This window comes from Xanthomonas citri pv. citri (genome assembly GCF_000961215.1).
GTDB lineage: Bacteria > Pseudomonadota > Gammaproteobacteria > Xanthomonadales > Xanthomonadaceae > Xanthomonas > Xanthomonas cissicola.
This window is the reverse complement of the sequence record NZ_CP008998.1, coordinates 4,632,682-4,649,654: the sequence shown is the minus strand read 5'-3', so window position 1 is coordinate 4,649,654 and position 16,973 is coordinate 4,632,682. Positions and strand designations below refer to the sequence as shown.

At 65.8% G+C, this 16,973-nt stretch carries 14 protein-coding genes and 1 pseudogene; 9 read left to right on the top strand and 6 right to left on the bottom strand.

Features of this window, described 5'->3' with window-relative positions; genetic code table 11:
* Positions 1 to 3 precede the first annotated feature (3 nt).
* The 4 genes from AMD14_RS20490 (at position 4) to AMD14_RS20475 (ending at position 4,639) form a co-directional block, all read left to right on the top strand.
* Positions 4 to 213, top strand: a complete 210-nt coding sequence (locus AMD14_RS20490; RefSeq protein ID WP_003486601.1) for a CsbD family protein — start codon at positions 4 to 6, stop codon at positions 211 to 213.
* 180 nt (positions 214 to 393) lie between these two features.
* The gene (locus AMD14_RS20485) at positions 394 to 1,683 is read left to right on the top strand and encodes a tryptophan--tRNA ligase (protein ID WP_015463705.1); all 1,290 of its coding nucleotides are present in this window, start codon (positions 394 to 396) and stop codon (positions 1,681 to 1,683) included.
* A 128-nt stretch (positions 1,684 to 1,811) separates the two neighbouring features.
* Positions 1,812 to 2,756, top strand: a complete 945-nt coding sequence (locus AMD14_RS20480; RefSeq protein ID WP_015463704.1) for an MBL fold metallo-hydrolase — start codon at positions 1,812 to 1,814, stop codon at positions 2,754 to 2,756.
* Between the two features lie 230 nt (positions 2,757 to 2,986).
* Positions 2,987 to 4,639 (top strand): M28 family metallopeptidase, encoded by a 1,653-nt coding sequence (locus AMD14_RS20475; protein WP_015463703.1) that lies wholly within the window; start codon positions 2,987 to 2,989, stop codon positions 4,637 to 4,639.
* A 327-nt stretch (positions 4,640 to 4,966) separates the two neighbouring features.
* Here AMD14_RS20475 and AMD14_RS20470 read toward each other — a convergent pair whose 3' ends face one another.
* Positions 4,967 to 5,440, bottom strand: a complete 474-nt coding sequence (locus AMD14_RS20470; RefSeq protein ID WP_033479688.1) for a Rap1a/Tai family immunity protein — start codon at positions 5,438 to 5,440, stop codon at positions 4,967 to 4,969.
* Between the two features lie 75 nt (positions 5,441 to 5,515).
* Here AMD14_RS20470 and yedA point away from each other — a divergent pair, with 75 nt between their 5' ends.
* Positions 5,516 to 6,412, top strand: coding sequence for a drug/metabolite exporter YedA (gene yedA / locus AMD14_RS20465; protein ID WP_011052668.1), 897 nt, complete (start codon positions 5,516 to 5,518; stop codon positions 6,410 to 6,412).
* Positions 6,409 to 7,319, top strand: a pseudogene (rarD, locus tag AMD14_RS20460) (EamA family transporter RarD). Before yedA ends, rarD begins: the two are co-directional and overlap by 4 nt.
* Before the next feature lie 77 nt (positions 7,320 to 7,396).
* Here rarD and AMD14_RS20455 read toward each other — a convergent pair.
* The 5 genes from AMD14_RS20455 to AMD14_RS20435 all read right to left on the bottom strand — a co-directional run bounded on the left by AMD14_RS20455 (position 7,397) and on the right by AMD14_RS20435 (position 13,511).
* Positions 7,397 to 8,512 (bottom strand): alpha/beta hydrolase family protein, encoded by a 1,116-nt coding sequence (locus AMD14_RS20455; RefSeq protein ID WP_003486584.1) that lies wholly within the window; start codon positions 8,510 to 8,512, stop codon positions 7,397 to 7,399.
* Between the two features lie 182 nt (positions 8,513 to 8,694).
* Positions 8,695 to 10,020: an ABC transporter permease gene (locus tag AMD14_RS20450; protein WP_162010802.1), complete on the bottom strand. Its 1,326-nt coding sequence runs from the start codon at positions 10,018 to 10,020 to the stop codon at positions 8,695 to 8,697.
* Positions 10,021 to 10,027: 7 nt separating this feature from the next.
* Positions 10,028 to 11,188, bottom strand: a complete 1,161-nt coding sequence (locus AMD14_RS20445) for an ABC transporter permease (protein ID WP_011052664.1) — start codon at positions 11,186 to 11,188, stop codon at positions 10,028 to 10,030.
* Between the two features lie 12 nt (positions 11,189 to 11,200).
* Entirely contained in the window at positions 11,201 to 11,890 is a 690-nt protein-coding gene (locus AMD14_RS20440; RefSeq protein WP_005914341.1) for an ABC transporter ATP-binding protein, read from the bottom strand.
* 376 nt (positions 11,891 to 12,266) lie between these two features.
* Complete coding sequence (locus AMD14_RS20435; protein WP_015463700.1) at positions 12,267 to 13,511, bottom strand: efflux RND transporter periplasmic adaptor subunit; 1,245 nt, start codon at positions 13,509 to 13,511, stop codon at positions 12,267 to 12,269.
* Between the two features lie 448 nt (positions 13,512 to 13,959).
* On the opposite strand from AMD14_RS20435, the gene AMD14_RS20430 reads away from it, so the two are divergent.
* The 3 genes from AMD14_RS20430 (at position 13,960) to AMD14_RS20420 (ending at position 16,833) form a co-directional block, all read left to right on the top strand.
* Positions 13,960 to 15,141 (top strand): sensor histidine kinase, encoded by a 1,182-nt coding sequence (locus AMD14_RS20430; protein WP_015463699.1) that lies wholly within the window; start codon positions 13,960 to 13,962, stop codon positions 15,139 to 15,141.
* An 84-nt stretch (positions 15,142 to 15,225) separates the two neighbouring features.
* A complete protein-coding gene (locus tag AMD14_RS20425; protein WP_003486570.1) occupies positions 15,226 to 15,828 on the top strand; it encodes a response regulator transcription factor in 603 nt (200 codons plus the stop codon).
* A gap of 216 nt (positions 15,829 to 16,044) precedes the next feature.
* The gene (locus tag AMD14_RS20420) at positions 16,045 to 16,833 is read left to right on the top strand and encodes a ThuA domain-containing protein (RefSeq protein ID WP_015463698.1); all 789 of its coding nucleotides are present in this window, start codon (positions 16,045 to 16,047) and stop codon (positions 16,831 to 16,833) included.
* Positions 16,834 to 16,973 lie beyond the last annotated feature (140 nt).

Sequence of the window (16,973 nt, the reverse complement as noted above, 5' to 3'; positions counted from 1 at the left end):
CGCATGAACAGTGACATCATTTCCGGCAAGTGGACCCAGTTGAAGGGCAAGGCCCAGGCGAAGTGGGGCGATCTTACCGACGACGATTTCAAGGTTGCCGAAGGCAATGCCGAATATCTGCAGGGCAAGCTCCAGGAACGCTACGGCTGGGATCGCGACCGCGCCCAGACGGAAGTGCGCGCATTCGAAAAGTCGCTGCGCGACGACACCTGATGGTGCACCAGTCTGCGCCGGTTGAGGCGAGCAGCTCGCAGACGACGGGCCGCCTGGTGCGGCCCGTTCTGCGTTGGAGCGTCGAACCAACTCCCGGGCCTCTGCAGCGGTGGCAAAAGTGCGGAACCGCTAAACTGGAACCGCTAAACTTGGGGGCTACCCCATCCTGGCATGACGTCGATGACCACCCGTGTCCTTACCGGCATCACCACCTCCGGCACCCCGCATCTGGGCAATTACGTGGGTGCGATCCGCCCGGCCATCCAGGCCAGTGCAGGCGCCGATGCGGAGAGCTTCTATTTCCTGGCCGATCTGCATAGCCTGATCAAGGCGCAGGACCCGGCACGCACGCAGCGTTCGACACTGGAAATCGCCGCCACCTGGCTGGCCTGCGGCCTGGACCCGGACAAGGTGTGGTTCTACCGGCAGTCCGATGTGCCCGAGACCACCGAGTTGATGTGGTTGCTGACCTGCGTGGCCGGCAAGGGCATCCTCAATCGCGCGCATGCCTACAAGGCGGCGGTGGACAGGAACCGCGCCGATGGCGAGGACGAGGATGCCGGCGTTACCGCAGGCTTGTTCATGTATCCGGTGTTGATGGCGGCCGATATCTTGATCTTCAACGCGCACCAGGTGCCGGTCGGGCGCGACCAGATCCAGCACATCGAAATGGCACGCGATTTCGCGCAGCGTTTCAATCATGTCTATGGGCGCGAATTTTTCACCCTGCCCGAAGCGGTGATCGACGAGCAGGTGTCCACCTTGCCGGGCCTGGATGGCCGCAAGATGAGCAAGAGCTATGGCAATACCATTCCACTGTTCGCACCGCGCGAGGAATTGCGCAAGCTGGTGTTTTCCATCCTCACCGATTCGCGCGCCCCGGGCCAAGCGAAGGACACGCAGGGGTCGGCGTTGTTTCAGCTGTATCAGGCATTTGCCACGCCGCAGGAATCTGCCGCCTTTGCGCAGGCGTTTGCCGACGGCATCGGTTGGGGCGATGCCAAGCAGCAGGTGTTCGAGCGGATCGATCAAGAGATCGCGCCGCTGCGTACGCGCTACGAGGGCTTGATTGCAGAGCCGGCCAGGATCGAAGCGATTCTGCGCGCCGGTGGTGCACGTCTGCGCGCGCGCTACGCCACCCCGCTGCTGGCCGAGTTGCGCGACGCGGTGGGCCTGCGCGACCTGTCCAGCCAAGCCGCCACCGCGGCGGTGCATGCCAGCGAAAAGATCGCACTGCCGGTGTTCAAGCAATATCGTGAAAGCGATGGCCAGTTCTACTTCAAGTTGAACGATGGCGCGGGTGCATTGCTGCTGCAGAGCGATGGCTTCGCTTCGCCACGCGATGCCGGACAGGTGATCGCGCGGCTGAAACAGGCCGCGCAGGCCAGCGATTTGCAGCTGCCGGGCGTGCATGCGCAAGTGGATGCCGACGTGGTTCTTGCTGCGATGGACGCCTTGCGCGAGGCGTGACCTGCGCTGCGCAGCAGGCGTAGAGGTGGACGATCGCGGTGCGTAAGCTCGTGCCTGTGGCGACATGCACGACAGCGACGCCAGGCCTGGGCCTACACTGCAGTTCTTACAGCCGCCGCGGGGTGCGAATGACAGCGACAGCCGAGTTCAACATCCACACGATCGATACCGGCTTTGGTGGCGTGCAATTCGATGCGGCGTATCTGGTCGTCCAAGCGCAGCGGGCTGCCCTGATCGATTGCGGTACCTCGCTGTCGGTACCGCAGATGCTGGCCGCCGTGCAGGCGGCCGGGTTGTCGCCAGCGCAGGTGGAGTGGTTGATCCTGACCCATGTGCATCTGGATCATGCCGGCGGGGCAGGAGCGTTATTGCGGCATTTGCCCCATGCGCAGGTGCTGGTGCATCCGCGCGGTGCGCCGCATCTGGTCGACCCCACGCGGCTGATTGCCGGTGCCACCGCGGTGTATGGCGAGGCGGACATGGCGCGCAACTACGGCATCATCGAGCCGGTGCCGGCCGAGCGTGTGGTCGCGGCGGACGAGGGTCATGCCGTGATGCTGGGCGAGCGCGTGCTGCGCATCATCGAGACGCCTGGACATGCACGCCATCATCTATGCGTGTGGGATGCGCGCAGCCGCAGCTGGTTCACCGGCGACACCTTCGGCCTGTCGTATCGCCAATTGGACAGCGCGCGCGGCGCGTTCATTCTGCCGACGTCTTCGCCGGTGCAGTTCGAACCCGAGGCCATGCTGCAGTCGATCGCGCGCCTGATGGACGCCGCACCGCAGGCGATGTATCTGACCCATTACGGCCGTGTCACCTCGCCAGAACCGTTGGCGCAGGCGCTGGACGAGCAGATTCATGCGATGACCGACATTGCGCTGGGCTGCGCGCAGCGTCCGGACCGGCATCGCTGCATGGTGGCGGCATTGACCGCGTTGTATCTGGAGCGCGCACGCCAACATGGATGTCGGTTGGACGATGCCGCCGTGGAGCGACTGCTGGCAACAGATATCGAGCTCAACGCGCAAGGGCTGGGCTGTTGGCTGGATCGTGCGGCGCGTACGGGTTAGTACAACCTTGGCCGCCGAACGAGGGACCTTCTGCGGCATGCCGTCTTTACGGCGTGTCCTGCGATGGTGCGTGGATGGGGTGCATTACCGCTCAACCGAAGATCATCCACGCGTCGCCACGCATGCAGTCCATCCGATCGAACGCAATTTCGCATCGTGGCGCTCCGGCGTTGGCTGCACGCTTGTAAACTATGTGTCATCTACCGTTGCAAGGCCTCACCGTGAATCCGATGCGTATCCTGCTGTTGTCTGCCTGCCTGTTTGTGGGAGGTGTGGCGCAGGCCGCCAACGATCTGCCGGGCGGCGGCATCGATGCCGAGGCATTGTCGCGTCACGTGCGCTTGCTGGCGTCGGACGAATTCGAAGGGCGCGCGCCGGCCAGCGCCGGTGAGCAGCGCACGGTCGATTACCTGGTCGAGCAGTTCAAGGCGGCCGACCTGGAGCCAGGTGGCGAGCAGGGCGGCTGGACCCAGGCCGTGCCGCTGGTGCGCGCGCAGGTGGATGGCCCGGTGCGCGCAAGCCTGCGCGTCGGCGGCAAGACCCAGGCGCTGGTCAATGGCAGCGATGTGACCCTGCAAAGCCTGCGCCCGCAGCAGGCGGTCGCGTTGAAGAACGCGCCACTGGTCTTCGTCGGTTACGGCATCAGTGCGCCAGAGCGCCAATGGGACGACTACAAGGGCGTGGACCTGCGCGGCAAGATTGCGGTGGTGCTGATCAACGATGCCGATTTCGAATCGCCGCAGCCGGGCGCATTCGACGGCAAGGCCGTGACCTATTACGGCCGATGGACCTACAAGTACGAAGAGGCGGCGCGGCGCGGCGCGGCCGGGGTGTTGATCGTGCACGAGACAGCGCCGGCGGCGTATGGCTGGGGCACGGTGCAGAGCTCGGGCATGTCGCCGTTGTTCGATATCGAGCGCAGCGATGCCGATGCCCGCGCGCAGCACGTGCCGGTGCGTGGCTGGATGCAGCGTGCGCTGGCGGTATCGTTGTTCAAGCAGGCCGGCCTGGACTTCGAACAGGCCAAGGCACGTGCGCAGCAGCGCGACTTCGCGCCTGTGGCCCTGGGCGATGCGACGTTGTCGGTGGATTTCAAGCTCAAGCGCGAGCGTGTGGTGACGCATAACGTGGTGGCCAAACTCACCGGCAGTCAGCATCCGGATGAGACGGTGATCTTCTCCGCGCACTGGGATGCGTTCGGGATCGGCAAGGCCGATGCCAGTGGCGATGCGATTCGACGCGGCGCCGTGGACAACGCCACCGGCGTGGCCAGCGTGCTGGAACTGGCGCGCGTGTTCGCAGCCGGCCCCAAGCCGCAGCGCACGTTGTACTTTATTGCCTTGACTGCCGAAGAAAAGGGCCTGCTCGGCGCCAACTACTACGCCGCGCACCCGCTGGCGCCGTTGGACAAGACCGTGGCCGTGCTCAACATGGAAATGTTCAGCCCCGATGGTCCGACCCGCGACATCGCCTCGTGGGGACGTGGGCGGGTGTCGCTGGAAGACGACCTGGAAACCGCCGCCAAGGCGCGTGGTCGCAGCTATTCGCCGGACCCGAATCTGGAAGCAGGCTTCTTCTACCGCGCCGATCATTTTGCGTTCGCGCGCATGGGTGTGCCGGCGATCACCGCCGGCCCCGGCCTGGACATGCTCGACGGCGGCGTCGCGGCAGGCAAGGCACTGCGCGAGACGTATTTCGCCGATTGCTATCACCAGCCGTGCGATCGCTGGACCCCGCAATGGGATGCCAGCGGCCATGCCGCCGACACCACGCTGGTCTACGACGTGGGCGTGGCGCTGGCCAATGGCCGGCAGTGGCCGAGCTGGCAGGATGGCTCTGAATTCAAGGCGATCCGTGCCAAGAGCGATGCGGTGCGCAAATAAGCGCGCAGGAGCGAGAGGGCACCGCGCGCTCCATCACGGGCTGAGAGCAGCGTCCAAGACGACTGCGCTGATCGCCAGAAGAGCGCAGCTGGACTCCATGCGGCATGTGCGCTCGTACACCTGGGATCCTGCACGCTCTCCATGCGTATCGAATGACTGCGCGCTACGCCAAGCGAACGCAACCGCTGCTCGGTGGCATGCACTTGCTTGTGCGTGCGCGCCGTCCACGCTCATCAGGCAGCTGCTCGGGACGTTTGTCGTCGCGCGGTACAAATGCTGGCGTTGTGGTCAACGCCATGGCATTGAACGACTGCGTATAGGCGTGCCCTACGGCTTGGCGGCATTGGCTGAATTGCCGCCGCCGGCACGCGTGCTCTTGTCGCCGCCGCTGCACGGATAGCGCTTTGCCAGCGCCTGGACGATCAAGTCAGGTGCGGCTTGGTCCTGGCGTGTATCGGGCAGCGCGCCGATATCGGCGATGACCGCCTGCAGATCGGGCGAGCCGGTGTTGCCTGCAGGCATGCACCAGCCGGTGCGATAGCTGGCGCTGGCGACGCCGAGCAGATACGCGCCGGCGCGGCTGGCCGAGACAAGCACCTTGAACTCGCGTTGCTCTGGCGCGGTGATTTCTGGCGCAAGCGATCCGTCCAGTCCGGCTTCGATCAGCTTGCGGCCGCTGAGTTCCCACGGCTCGGGTGCGCGCGCCAATGCCGTGGCGGACGTTGCAAACAAGGCGGCCAGGGCCAGCCAGCGAAGAGGACACTGCATATGCACGCTCGGATGCGGTGGGAAGTGCACCATAGCGCGACCGAGGTGCGGCGTGGGCTTTGGCATGTGCTCTAGAATTGAAGGTTCCGCTGCACTGGCACTGTTCCGATGTCTTCCTCTCACGATGCTGCCGCGCCTGCGCGCAGCGGGTTAGTCGTTCTCGCCTTGTTGCTGGTCTACGTGGTGTGGGGCTCGACCTATCTGGCGATCCGATTCGCGCTGGAAGGTGGCGCGCAGCCGCTGACGATGGTGTCCGGCGCGCGTTTCATCGTTGCTGGTAGCGTGCTCTACAGCGCGCTGCGCTGGCGCGGCGTGGCGGCGCCAACGCGTGCGCAGTGGAAGAACGTGGCGCTGATGGGGGCGGCGTTGCTGCTGCTCGGCAACGGCATGGTGGTGCTGGCCGAGCGCAGCGTGTCGTCCGGGCTGGCCGCCACCGCGGTGGCCTCGGTGCCGTTGTGGATGGCCTTGTTTGGCGCCTTGCGCGGGCAGCATGCCAGCGGCGGCGAATGGCTGGGCATCGTGATCGGCTTTCTGGGCGTGGTGTGGCTCAACGCCGGCAGCAGCCTGACCGCGACGCCGGGTGGCCTGGTGTTGCTGCTGATCGCACCGATCGGCTGGGCATTCGGCTCGGTGTGGTCGCGCGGGCGCGATCTGCCTTCGCCGTTCATGACCGCCGCCGGACAGATGCTGTGCGGCGGCGTGCTGCTGGTCAGTACCGGCCTGCTGATCGGCGAGCGCCCGCAGGTGTGGCCGAGTCCGCAAGGACTGCTGGCGGTGGCGTACCTGTGCGTGTTCGGCTCGATCGTGGCGTTTACCGCCTACGTGTGGCTGCTGCATCACGTGCGCCCTGCGCTCGCCGGTAGCTACGCCTACGTCAACCCGGTGATTGCGGTCAGCCTGGGCGCCTGGCTCGGCCACGAGCGCTTCAGCGCGCAGGACATCGGTGCGATGGCGGTGATCCTGGCCGGCGTGCTGGTGGTCACCTTCGCCAAGGCGCGGCGATGAGCGCGGTGTCGTCGCAGGAAGCGCGCCGCGGATTGTTGATCACCGCCTCCACCTTCGTGCTGTGGGGGCTGGTGCCGGTGTACTGGCATCTGCTCAAGGCGGTGCCGTCGCTGCAGATCATCGCCCACCGCATCGTGTGGAGCACGGTGCTGGTGGTGGCCTGGCTGCTGGCGAGCTCGGGCCTGCGCTGGTGGCGCAGCATCGCCGCGCAGCCTCGCGCGCTGCGCATGCTGGCCGGCAGCAGCGTGGCGATCGCGTTCAATTGGGGCCTGTACATCTGGGCGATCAACGCCGGGCATGTGATCGAAGCCAGCCTGGGGTACTTCATCAACCCGCTGCTGAGCGTCTTGCTGGGCGTGCTGGTGTTGAAAGAGCGCCTGCGCCGCATCCAGTGGGTAGCGGTGGCCTGTGCGCCGCAGCGGGCGTGCTGTGGCTGACCATCGATGCCGGCGCGCCGCCGTGGATTGCCTTGGGGCTGGCGGTGTCCTTCGGTATTTACGGGCTGCTGCGCAAATTGGTGGCGGTGGATGCGGTGGCCGGGCTGGGCGTGGAAAGCGTGTACCTGTTCGTGCCGGCCCTGCTGCTGGCGGCGTGGGGCGAGCAGGGCCACGGCGGCGCGTTCCTGAGCGGCTGGAGCCTGCGGACCGATGCGATGCTGATCTTCGGTGGCGTGGTGACGGCGCTGCCGTTGATCGGTTTCGCCTACGGCGTGCGGCGCATTCCGCTGTCGTTGGTGGGCATCCTGCAATACATCGCACCGAGCCTGCAGTTGCTGCTGGGCGTGTGGTTCTTCCACGAGCCGTTCGATCAGGGACGCGCGATCGGCTTCGCCGCGATCTGGGTGGGTTTGCTGGTGTTTGTCGGCGACAGCGTGGTGCGTTCGCGGCAGCCGGTGGTGAGGCGCTGAGTCAGCGCCTCACCGCACGCAGTGCGTGTGGCATTCATGGGGCGATTGCTTCGCGTCAGCGTGCGCGATTGCCGCGCTCAACTGCGCGGCGGCGCCAACGGGCTGGCCACTGCCAGCGTGGACGCGGGCAGCGCCTGCGGTGCAGGGCAATGGCTGGGGTCTTGTTGCACCTGCGCCAGCCATTGGTCGACGGGCCCGCCGAGCAAGTCCAGCCGTAGTGGCAGGCTCAAATGGTTTTCGCCAGGCAGTTCGAGGTAATGCGCCCGCGCGCTGGCCACGGCCAATGCACGGCCATGCGCCACCGGAATGTGCTGATCGGCATCGCCGTGCAACAGCAGCACGCAGCTGCGCGTGTCGGCCAGGGCGTGCGCGACATCGACACGGTCCAGGTCCAGCTTGAGCTGGGTGTCGGCCGCTGCAATCACCGCGTCGATATTCTGGTCGGCATAGCGCCAGCGTGCATACGCCGCCACCGCCCGTCCACGCCACCCGTGCGGCTGGCTGGCGAGCAGGTGCGGCACCATGTCGCGGATGCCGCGCCCGGCATTGGCGAAGGACTCCATCGCCACCACGCCGGTCACGCGCGGGCCGAGTTTGTCGGCCGTAAACAGCGCGGTGGCGGCACCGTAGGAAATGCCGAACAGATACAGCGGCCCGCGGATTTCGCCGCGCGGCTGCAGGGCGTCGAGCACATCGATGACGTCGTCGGACTCGCGCGTGCCGTAGCCGGACGGCCCGCCGCCGGAATGGCCATGGTTGCGCAGGTCGATGGTGACCACGCGGTAGCCGGCCTGCGCAAGCTGCAGCGACCAGGGCAGCAGTGAGTCGCCATCCATCATCCAGCCGTGCAGCAGCACCACCGTGCCGCGCGGCGCCGGCGGCTTGGCAGTCGGTGCCTTGAAACTGAAATCCACATCCAGCGCATGCGCCGGGTCGGTGCGCTGCCCCATGTAGCGATAGTGCATGGCGTACTGGCCGGGGTCGATCGCGCGCCAGAAGATCGGCACGCCATCGCGCGTCACCACATGCCCGCTGCGGTTGGGCACCGTGGCGATGGTGGCGGCGATGCGTTCTTCGTCCAGCAGTGGCGAGGTGCCACCGGGCGCAACCAAGCGCTCGCTGAGCGAGGTCGAAGAAGAGGAGCAGCCGGCCAGCCACAGGCAGGCGCAGACCAGCACAAGCAGGCGCGTCATGGCGATCGATCGTTGGAGCAAACGGCCGAGCAGGCTACGGCCTGCCCGGCCCGCGCATCTACCGCACTGCGGTGACAGAACCATGACAGCCTGCAATACGTTCAGCCGCCGCCGCCGCCGCCGCGGGTCTGCCGCGGCTGTCACCATTCCCGATTCCCGATTCGCGGCGGGCCAACACCCGCCTACACCTCACGCAACGCCGTGGTAATCGGCAGACGCGCGGCACGCAGCGCGGGAAACAGCCCGCCCACCAGGCCGATGCCCAGCGCCCATTTCAGCCCGCTCCACAGCAGCTCCGGCGAGACCTTGAACTGGAATACCACCTGGCTGAAGTTGCTGCCCAGCGTGGAGACGGTGTAGCCGTTGAACACCGCCCAGGCGATCGCCCCGCCCAGCAGCCCGCCCAGCAGTGCCAGCAGCATGGTTTCCAGCATCAGCGCCATGATCACCGGCGTGCCACGGAAGCCGATCGCACGCATGGTGGCGATCTCGCGCGCGCGCGTGGCCACCGCCGCATACATCGTGTTGAGCGCGCCGAATACCGCGCCCACTGCCATGATCGCCCCGATCACCGTGCCCAGGATGTTGATCAACTTGTTCAAGCCGCCGCCCTGCTTGCCGTAGTAGGCGCGGGTGGTTCCCACATCCAGCTTGAGCCGCGGATCGGCGGCCATGGCGGTCTTGAACGCGCTGAAGCCTGCCTTGCCGTTGGTGCGCGCGCTGATCGACTGATAGGCGCTGCGGTTGTAGGTGGTGGCCAGCGTCTGCGCGTCGGTCCACAGCTCCGAATCGTGCGCATCGCCGGAGGCGAACACGCCCACCACGGTCCATTGCTGGCTGCCAAGCGTGAGTGTCTTGCCCAGCTCCAGTCCGCGGAACTGGTTCAACGCGCCCTTGCCCACCACCATTTCGCGCAGGCCGGTGTTGAAGCGGCGGCCTTGCACGATCTTGACCTTGTCATGCACGGCCCAGGCCTGTTCGCCCACGCCACGCAGTTGTGCGTTGACGTCGGTGCCGTCGGAGCGGGAGGCGATGTTCACCACTTGCGAGAGTTCCGGCGACAGCATCGGGCGGCCGTTGGCATCGGCGGTGATGCCGGGCAGGCTGCCGATCAGCGGCACCAGGTCGCGGGTGATCACCGAGTTGGTCTCCGCCTGCGAACCGCCGCGCAGGACGATCGCGGTGGTCTCGTCGCCGGTGCTGTTGAGCGTGGCCTGGAAGCCTTGGCCCATCGCCAGCATCGCCACCAGCACGCCGACCACGCCGGCGATGCCGACCACGATCACCGAGCTGGACCCCCAGCGCTGCGGCAACGTGGCGATGCCGATGCGTGCGGCAGCCAGCGAGAGCCGCCCGCTGCGTGTGGCCACCAGCCACACCGCCAGCAATCCACCGATCGGCAGCAGCACCAACCACGGCAGTGCGATCCAGGCAGCCAGCCCGATTGCCAGCAGCACGACCGACAGCGCGTTGACCCCACGATCTTTCCATTTGCGTTGCATGTGCATGCTCCTGTCAGCGGCCGGCGAGTGCATCGACGATCTTCAAGCGCTGCGCGCGTAATGCCGGCAGCACACCCACCACGATGCCGATACCGGCCATCAGCCCGACCGCGACCAACCAAGTCTGCAGCGGCACGCCCTGGGTCGGCATCAGGCCACCGCTGCGCGCGGCGACCGCCGGGATCACCAGCGCCGCCAGCCCCATGCCGATCAAACCGCCCAGGCCGATCAGCAACATCGACTCCACCATCACCAGGCTCAGCACGGTGTGGTCCTGAAAGCCCAGCGTCTTGAGCGTGGCCAGCTCCGGAATCCGCTCGCGCACGGCCTGCGCCATGGTGTTGCCGGTCAGCAACAGCAAGGTGAAAAACACCGCGGCCATGATCGAGGTGACGATCAGGCCGATATCGGCGAACTGTTTGACGAAGGCCTGCTGGAACGCCGACTCGGTCTGCGACTTGGTTTCATGGTCGGAGTTGGCCGACAACGCATCGATGGCCTGCGCCACGCGCGATGCCTGGTCGGCATTGCGCAGCGTCACCGTGTACCAACTCACCCTGCTTTTGATGTAGTCGTTGGACTCGTCGAAGTACTTCCAGTTCATCATCAACTGGCGTTCCTGGTTGGCGGCCACCGTGCGGTCTTTCATGCGGAAGATGCCGACCAGTTGCAGCGGCCAGTCGTTGCTGCCGCCGCGCGGAAAGATGGTGGCCTGCAGCGGGATGGTGTCGCCGATCTTCCAGCCATTTTCCTTGGCCAGGCTTTCACCGACGATCGCGCCGGTGCGTGTGCTCTGGAAGGCCTTGAGCTGATCCTTGGGCAACTGATATTCGCTGTACACATCGAAGAAATTGGGCGCCACCGAAAAATTCGGGAAGAAGTTCTTCGGGTCGCGGTAGATGCCGCCGAACCACATTGCCGAGGTCACATCGCGCACGCCCGGCACGCTGCGGATCTGGTTTTCCAGAGTGATCGGCAACGATTGGGTGATCGACAGGCGCGATGCCACCACCAGCCGGTCCACGCCGCTGACGCTGCCACCGGAGGTGAAGGCCACGCGCACCGAATCGAGCATGCCGAACAATAAAAACGCCGCGACCACCGAGAGCAAGGTCAGCAAGGTGCGGGTCTTGCTGCGGAACAATTGCGCCCATACCAGCGAGAGATACTTCATGGCAGCGCTCCCTTACAGTGCAAGCGGCGCGTCGGCCAGCTCGCCCTTGTCCAGATGGATGGTGTGGGTGGCGTATTCGGCGGCCTTGGGGTCGTGGGTGACCATCACGATGGTCTTGCCGTGTTCGCGGTTGAGCTCCTGCAGCAGGCGCAGGATTTCTTCGGCGTTGTGGCGGTCCAGATCGCCGGTGGGCTCGTCGCAGATCAGGAAGGTGGGATCAGAGACGATTGCGCGCGCAATCGCCACGCGTTGCTGCTGTCCGCCAGACAATTCGCTGGGCTTGTGGTTGCGGCGCTCCTGCAGGCCGACCAGGGTCAATGCGATCTCGGCATTGCGCTTGCGTTGAGCGGCATTGAGCGAGGTGAGCAGCAACGGCAGCTCCACGTTCTTCTGCGCGGTGAGCATCGGCATCAGGTTGTAAAATTGGAACACGAAACCGACGTGGTGACTGCGCCAGGTCGCCAGCTGACCGCCGCTCATGCGGTCGATGCGCTCGCCTTCGATCTCGATCTCACCCCCGCTGGGGTTGTCCAGCCCGCCGATCAGGTTGAGCAAGGTGGTCTTGCCCGACCCGGACGGGCCCATCAACGCAACGAAGTCGCCGCTGGCGATCTCCAGATCGATGCCGTGCAGCACCTGCACCTGCTCGGGCCCGCGTTGGTAGGTCTTGGTGATGTTGCGCAAACTGACGAGAGCGGACATGGCAACTCCTGGCGGTGCGATGGAAGAGATGAAGCAGTGCGCAGAGCGACTGCGGATGTGATGCGGCACTGCAGTGACACGGCGAGCTGAAATGCGATGAAGCGATGTGGCGGGTGCAGGCAAGGCATCGACTGCTGTGACGGCCCATGTACGGCGCACGTTGCCGATGCCTGAAACGTGCGTGCGGCGACATTGGCTGAAAATGTTGACGAACATCGCAACCGCAGATGCGCAAGCACACAGTCGCCACCGCGTGACTGGATTTCAACGGCGTCTGTCGCCGCGCGGATCAGGCGCCTGCACCGCTGCCGTTTCCATCAACGCCCTTTTCCGTGCCCGTTGAGCGGTTGCTGCGTGCGCTGTCTTTGGGTGTGCGTTACTCGGTCGCGTTCGGCTCTGCTTCGGTCACCTTGTCGCCATCCTTCAAGGCTTGCGGCGGATCCAGTACCACGCTGTCGCCCGCGGCCAGGCCGGAGAGCACCTGCCTGTCTTCGCCCATCACCATCCCGGTGGTGACGGCATGCGCGCTGACGGTGTTGTGCTCGCCGACCACGAACGCGACCGTGCGCGTGTCGCGCTCCACCAGTGCGGTGGCCGGGATGCGCACGCCTTGCGGCCTGGCTGCCTGCTGCGGTTTGGCCTGCTCCAGAAAGCTGACCCGCACACCCATTTCCGGCACGATGCGCGGGTCCTTGACCTTGAGCGCCACGCGCACTTTCACCGTGGCCTTGCCGCGGTCTGCGGTGGGGATGATGGCGATGACCTCGCCTGGGATCTTCCACTCCGGGTAGGCATTGAGCACCGCTTCCACCGGCATCTTGGGTTGCACGCGGCCGATGTAGGACTCACCCACTTCCACCTCGATTTCCAGCGATTCCATGTCCACGATGGTGCCGATACCGGTGCGGGTGAAGCCGCCACCGGCCGACAACGGCGAGACGATTTCGCCAGGCTGCGCTGCTTTGGCCGTCACCACGCCGGCAAACGGCGCGCGCACCACATTGAAGTCCGAGCGGATACCGGCAATGGCCAGCTGGTCGGAGGCGACCTGCACGTTGCGCTGGGCGTTCTGCAGCTGCGCGCGCAAGGCATCGCGCTGCGCAATGGCCTGGTCGTATTGCGAACGCGACACCAGCTGCGCACCCACCAACGATTGCAGGCGCGTGGCATCGGCATTGGCCACCGCCAGTTGCGCCTGCATGTTGTCGACCTGGCTGCGTGCGGCCGACAACTGCGAGGCCGACAAACTACGCTGCGCATCGGCATCGAGCGGGTCGAGCGTGGCCATCACCTGGCCTTGTTCGACGCGCATGCCTTCCTCGATCATCACCTCGCGCACCTTGCCGGTGACCTGCGCCGACACCGTTGCCATGCGTCGTGCCACCACATAGCCGGAGGCGTCCAGCACCGATGCGCTGCTGCTGCCGGCGCTGATCGCCACCACCGGCGCGGTCTGCACCTTCACCATCGGGCGGCGCGTGAACCACCACGCGGCGGCGGCCAATACGATGACGACGATCACTGCGGCGAGGATCCAGCCGGTACGGCGGGCGGGCGGCGGCGTGGCGGAGCGCTGGCGGTCGATGCGGAGTTGCTTGAGCAGATCGGCGGAAGTGTTCATCGATGACCAGGACGGAAGGCTGCGCGAAATGTGACGGTCTGCGGGCGACGCCGCAAGCTGCCGGAAGTCACCAACTGCGCTGGGGCGACGAACGGTCGATGCGCCGATGCCACCGCCAGATGGTGCGCAGCATGCGGTCAGCGCGGCGCGCTCACCAGTGACAGCTGTCATCTGCAAATCATGACATCGGCGACTAGTGCGCCAATGCTGCGGGCGGCCATGCTGGAGGCTCCTCGGCAACCCGTGACCGGCATGCTTTCCTTGCATATGCGAACCGCGCGTGTCTGGCTTGCGCCTGCGCAGGCGAATTGCAGCCTCGGTGGGCGATCGCATCGCAGCAGTCACCAGGGGCATGCATGAGGCCGCTCACCCCTATCGTCCCGCACGCAGCGGCACGCAGACGGGCCCGGCAGTGGCAGAATCCGCTCACCCACACGGATCTTCGCTGATGCGCCTCCGGTTTCCCGCATGGCTTCGTCCCGCCGCCAGTTCGCAGGTTGCCGCGCGGCTGGCGCAGGGGCAATCGCCGTGGATGGATAGCGTGCACCTGTTTTGGTCGGCCTGGGTGTTCGTAGTGCCGGCGTTTTCTGCGCGTGGCTACGACAGCACCTGGCTGTTGTGCACGCTGGCGTCTTATCCGGTGTTTGTGCTGCTCTACGCACGCATGTTGCTGGCGCCGCGCGGCACCTTGTACCGCTACGCCTGGGCGATGGCGGCGCTGAGTGCTGCCTTGCTGCCGGTGTACTCGGCGGGGCTCAGCTATTTCGTCTTCGCCTGCCTGACCTTGCGCCCCTCTACGCGGCATGCGTTGTGGCGGCACTTTGCGATGTTGCTGCTGATGAACGCCTTGTACCTGAGCTGGGCGCGCTGGCTCGGGTTGAGCATGCAGGCGCTGGTGTGGATGCCGGTGACGGTGCTGGGCATGGCGGCCGTGGGCGCGGTGTACAGCATCAACGAACGCAAGGACGCGTTGCTGCGCCTGTCGCAGGACGAAGTCCGTCGGCTGGCGGCCACCGCCGAACGCGAGCGCATCGGCCGCGACCTGCACGATCTGCTTGGCCACACCTTGTCGCTGGTGGCGCTCAAATCCGATCTGGCCGCGCGCCTGATCGAGCGCGACCCGCAGGCCGCACGCAACGAGATCGATGCGGTGGCGCAGGTCTCGCGCGAGGCGCTGGCACAGGTACGACGCGCGGTCACCGGCATCCGTGCTGCCGGCCTGGTTGCCGAACTGGCATCGGCGCGCGTGCTGCTGGACCTGGACGGCATTGCGCTGGAGCAACACCTGGAGCCACTGGCGTTGCCGCCCGAGCACGAAACCGCGCTTGCGTTGGTCGTGCGCGAGGCGGCCACCAATGTGCAGCGCCACGCCCAGGCAAAACGCGTGCGTGTGCAGCTGCACGCGCACGGCGAGCAGGCGGTGCTGGAGATCACCGATGACGGCCGCGGTGGCGTGATCGTGCCTGGCAACGGCCTGGACGGCATGCGCGCACGCCTGCACAGCCTGGGTGGCGCGTTGGATGTGCAGGCCTTGCCACGCGGCATGCGATTGCGCGCCAGTCTGCCGTTGCCGCGGCCTGCGGTCGTTGCCGCAACGCCGTCGCCGCCGGTGATGCCGCAGTCGCTTTAACGCGCCCTGCTTGCGCTGCCAAGTGCACGGCATGCGTCGGCGCTGTTATCGTGCGCAACCGTTGCATGCATACGAGCGCGACCGATGATCCGGGTGTTGTTGGCCGAAGACCAAGCCTTGCTGCGTGGCGCGCTGGTGGCCTTGCTCGGGCTGGAGGACGATATCGCGGTGGTCGGCAGCGCCGGCGATGGCGAAAGCGCATGGCGCGAGCTGCAGCGCCTGCAGCCGGACGTGCTGGTCACCGATATCGAGATGCCCGGCCTGACCGGGCTGGAACTGGCGCAGCGGATCCAGCGGCAGGCGCTGCCGGTACGGGTCATGATCGTCACCACGTTCGCGCGTCCGGGATTTTTGCGCCGTGCGCTGGATGCCGGCGTGGCTGGGTATCTGCTCAAGGATGCGCCCGCCGAACAACTGGTCGATGCGTTGCGGCAGGTGCATCGCGGCGGGCGAGTGATCGACCCGCAGCTGGCCATCGATGCGTGGGTGGAAGCAGACCCCTTGAGCGAACGCGAACGAACCGTGCTGCGCCTGGCTGGCGAAGGCCGCTCCGCCAGCGAGATTGCCCAACAGTTGCAGCTCTCGCACGGCACGGTGCGCAATTACTTGTCCGAATGCATCGGCAAACTGGGCGTGGCCAATCGCATCGAAGCCTATCGCCTGGCGCGACAGAAGGGCTGGTTGTAGCGCGACCGTTCGACGGATCGCGTCTGCGCGCGTGGGCCTTGCGTTGCCGGGTGCGGCGTTGCTCGCAGAAGCGATGCGATCGCACCAGGCTGCAGCCACTGAAGCGGTGGCATCCGTTACATCGGCAAGCGATCCACAGCGATTCCAAATGCCGGCCAAAGCATGCCAGCCGCGCGCAGGTACACTGCACAGCATCGAAAACACGGCGAGCGATGCATGAAATGTCTGTGGCTGTCGGGCCTGCTGCTGGTGTGCGCCTTCAACGCATCCGCCGAGCAATACAAGATATTGGTGGCTGCCATTCCCAACCAGTATCACCACGACTATATCCCCGTGGCCAAGCCGCAATTCGAAGCGATGGCGCGCAAACATTATGTCGAGATGGTATGGGCGTGGAACGCCAAGGCGTTCGATGGCGACCTGTCGCAATACGCGGCCATCGTATTGCTCAATACGCCGGCCACCGATCTGGACCCGACGCAGCGGGCCAACTTTCAAAAATACGTGCGTAACGGCGGCGGCGTGGTCGCGGTGCACAAGGCCTTTGCGATCAAACGCGGGGACTGGGAGTGGTACGACCACATGATCGGCCGCTCGTTCCGCACGCACCCTTACATGCAAACGGCGATGGTGGATGTGGCCGACGCCAATTTCCCGGCCACTGCCGGCCTGCCCAAGCGCTGGGTGTGGAGCGACGAATGGTACGAATACGATCCGCCCTACGGCGACGATCTGGTCACGCTGCTCACCGTCGACGAACGCAGTTACGACCCCACCCTGATCTGGCCGGGCCAGGTCGCCAAGGGCATGGGCAAACAGCACCCGGTGGCGTGGTACCACCATTTCGAAGGTGGCCGCGTCTTCGCCACTGCACTAGGCCATCTGGCCGAAGCCTATAACGACCCACGCTACCTGGAGCATTTGTACGGTGGGATCTATTGGGCCGCCACCGGCAAGGGCATCGAATCATCTGCGCCAGCGGCCAAAACAAAACGCCAGCACTAGCCCTCCCCCTCGGGAGAGGGGTGAGGGTATGAGGCAAAGCCACTCCAGACGGCAGTTAACCCGATGTTTCGTCCGCACCCTCATCCGCCCCTGCGGGGCACCTTCTCCCGAGGGGAGAAGGAAACTCAAAGCCCCTCTCC

Coding starts and splice junctions, on each gene's coding strand:
- AMD14_RS20445 (WP_011052664.1), bottom strand. CDS start 11,188: ATGAAGTATCTCTCGCTGGTATGGGCGCAATTGTTCCGCAGCAAGACC.
- AMD14_RS20490 (WP_003486601.1), top strand. CDS start 4: ATGAACAGTGACATCATTTCCGGCAAGTGGACCCAGTTGAAGGGCAAG.
- AMD14_RS20455 (WP_003486584.1), bottom strand. CDS start 8,512: ATGACGCGCCTGCTTGTGCTGGTCTGCGCCTGCCTGTGGCTGGCCGGC.
- AMD14_RS20485 (WP_015463705.1), top strand. CDS start 394: ATGACCACCCGTGTCCTTACCGGCATCACCACCTCCGGCACCCCGCAT.
- AMD14_RS20435 (WP_015463700.1), bottom strand. CDS start 13,511: ATGAACACTTCCGCCGATCTGCTCAAGCAACTCCGCATCGACCGCCAG.
- AMD14_RS20430 (WP_015463699.1), top strand. CDS start 13,960: ATGCGCCTCCGGTTTCCCGCATGGCTTCGTCCCGCCGCCAGTTCGCAG.
- yedA (WP_011052668.1), top strand. CDS start 5,516: ATGTCTTCCTCTCACGATGCTGCCGCGCCTGCGCGCAGCGGGTTAGTC.
- AMD14_RS20480 (WP_015463704.1), top strand. CDS start 1,812: ATGACAGCGACAGCCGAGTTCAACATCCACACGATCGATACCGGCTTT.
- AMD14_RS20425 (WP_003486570.1), top strand. CDS start 15,226: ATGATCCGGGTGTTGTTGGCCGAAGACCAAGCCTTGCTGCGTGGCGCG.
- AMD14_RS20450 (WP_162010802.1), bottom strand. CDS start 10,020: ATGCACATGCAACGCAAATGGAAAGATCGTGGGGTCAACGCGCTGTCG.
- AMD14_RS20420 (WP_015463698.1), top strand. CDS start 16,045: ATGAAATGTCTGTGGCTGTCGGGCCTGCTGCTGGTGTGCGCCTTCAAC.
- AMD14_RS20475 (WP_015463703.1), top strand. CDS start 2,987: ATGCGTATCCTGCTGTTGTCTGCCTGCCTGTTTGTGGGAGGTGTGGCG.
- AMD14_RS20440 (WP_005914341.1), bottom strand. CDS start 11,890: ATGTCCGCTCTCGTCAGTTTGCGCAACATCACCAAGACCTACCAACGC.
- AMD14_RS20470 (WP_033479688.1), bottom strand. CDS start 5,440: ATGGTGCACTTCCCACCGCATCCGAGCGTGCATATGCAGTGTCCTCTT.